The sequence below is a fragment of the Nocardia sp. NPDC059154 genome (genome assembly GCF_042755705.1).
Classification (GTDB): Bacteria; Actinomycetota; Actinomycetes; order Mycobacteriales; family Mycobacteriaceae; genus Nocardia.
This window is the reverse complement of sequence record NZ_JBHZCS010000184.1, coordinates 1-2,511: the sequence shown is the minus strand read 5'-3', so window position 1 is coordinate 2,511 and position 2,511 is coordinate 1. Positions and strand designations below refer to the sequence as shown.

The window sequence follows — 2,511 nt, the reverse complement described above, 5'->3', positions numbered from 1 at the left end:
GTGTGTTGTTTCAGATACTGCACAGTGGACGCGTAGCTTCTTTGTTGGTAAGTCCTCGGCCTATTAGTACCAGTCACCTACATCTGTTACCAGACTTCCAGTTCTGGCCTATCAACCCAATGGTCTGTTGGGGGCCTTACCCCCTCGAGGGGGTGAGAAACCTCATCTTGGAACAGGCTTCCCGCTTAGATGCTTTCAGCGGTTATCCCTTCCGAACGTGGCCAACCAGCCGTGCTCCTGGCGGAACAACTGGCACACCAGAGGTTCGTCCGTCCCGGTCCTCTCGTACTAGGGACAGCCTTCCTCAAGTTTCTAACGCGCGCGGCGGATAGAGACCGAACTGTCTCACGACGTTCTAAACCCAGCTCGCGTGCCGCTTTAATGGGCGAACAGCCCAACCCTTGGGACCTACTCCAGCCCCAGGATGCGACGAGCCGACATCGAGGTGCCAAACCATCCCGTCGATATGGACTCTTGGGGAAGATCAGCCTGTTATCCCCGGGGTACCTTTTATCCGTTGAGCGACACCGCTTCCACTTGCCGGTGCCGGATCACTAGTCCCGACTTTCGTCCCTGCTCGACCTGTCGGTCTCACAGTCAAGCTCCCTTGTGCACTTGCACTCGACACCTGATTGCCAACCAGGCTGAGGGAACCTTTGGGCGCCTCCGTTACATTTTGGGAGGCAACCGCCCCAGTTAAACTACCCACCAGGCACTGTCCCTGAACCCGATCAGGGTCCGAGGTTAGAGGTCCAATACGATCAGAGTGGTATTTCAACGATGACTCCACGAATACTGGCGTACCCGCTTCACAGTCTCCCACCTATCCTACACAAACCGTACCGAACACCAATACCAAGCTATAGTGAAGGTCCCGGGGTCTTTTCGTCCTGCCGCGCGTAACGAGCATCTTTACTCGTACTGCAATTTCGCCGAGTCTGTGGTTGAGACAGCTGAGAAGTCGTTACGCCATTCGTGCAGGTCGGAACTTACCCGACAAGGAATTTCGCTACCTTAGGATGGTTATAGTTACCACCGCCGTTTACCGGGGCTTAAATTCTCAGCTTCGCCCCAAAGGGCTAACCGGTCCTCTTAACCTTCCGGCACCGGGCAGGCGTCAGTCCGTATACATCGTCTTACGACTTCGCACGGACCTGTGTTTTTAGTAAACAGTCGCTTCTCACTGGTCTCTGCGACCCAGCACAGCTCCCACCGCAAGGGTGTTCACCAGACCGGGCCCTCCTTCTCCCGAAGTTACGGAGGTATTTTGCCGAGTTCCTTAACCACAGTTATCTCGATCGCCTTAGTATTCTCTACCTGACCACCTGTGTCGGTTTGGGGTACGGGCCGTGTACCAACTCACTAGAGGCTTTTCTCGGCAGCATAGGATCACTGAATTCGCCTCAATCGGCTACGCATCACCTCTCAGGCTCATGAGACACGGATTTGCCTATGTCTCGCCCTACAGGCTTACACCAGGTATTCCATCACCTGGCCCAGCTACCTTCCTGCGTCACCCCATCGCTTGACTACTACAGCAGGGGTCCCATGCAGCCACTTCTCTTCACCCGAAGGTGATAGGTCCGCTTTTGGATGGTTAGCACCACTGATTCGCCATTGGGCGCGGATACACGGGTACGGGAATATCAACCCGTTGTCCATCGACTACGCCTGTCGGCCTCGCCTTAGGTCCCGACTCACCCTGGGCGGATTAACCTGGCCCAGGAACCCTTGGTCATTCGGCGGACGAGTTTCTCACTCGTCTTTCGCTACTCATGCCTGCATTCTCACTCGCGCAGCCTCCACGGCTGGATCACTCCGCCGCTTCCCTGGCTACACGACGCTCCCCTACCCATCCAGACTCCTGGCTCGAAAGCGGGATAATGTCTGAATGCCGCGGCTTCGGCGGTGTACTTGAGCCCCGCTACATTGTCGGCGCAGAATCACTTGACCAGTGAGCTATTACGCACTCTTTCAAGGGTGGCTGCTTCTAAGCCAACCTCCTGGTTGTCTTCGCGACTCCACATCCTTTTCCACTTAGTACACGCTTAGGGGCCTTAGCCGGCGATCTGGGCTGTTTCCCTCTCGACTATGAAGCTTATCCCCCACAGTCTCACTGCCGCGCTCTCACTCACCGGCATTCGGAGTTTGGCTGACTTCGGTAAGCTTGTGGGCCCCCTAGGCCATCCAGTAGCTCTACCTCCGGCGAGAAACACGCGACGCTGCACCTAAATGCATTTCGGGGAGAACCAGCTATCACGGAGTTTGATTGGCCTTTCACCCCTACCCACAGCTCATCCCCTCAGTTTTCAACCTAAGTGGGTTCGGGCCTCCACGACGTCTTACCGTCGCTTCACCCTGGCCATGGGTAGATCACTCCGCTTCGGGTCCATAGTGTGCGACTCAAACGCCCTATTCGGACTCGCTTTCGCTACGGCTCCCCCACACGGGTTAACCTCGCCACACACCGATGACTCGCAGGCTCATTCTTCAAAAGGCACGCCATCACCT

At 56.2% G+C, this 2,511-nt stretch carries 1 rRNA gene; it reads right to left on the bottom strand.

The features are described from left to right. Positions 1 to 43 precede the first annotated feature (43 nt). Positions 44 to 2,511 (bottom strand): 23S ribosomal RNA (locus ACFXN1_RS51655); the annotation flags it as partial.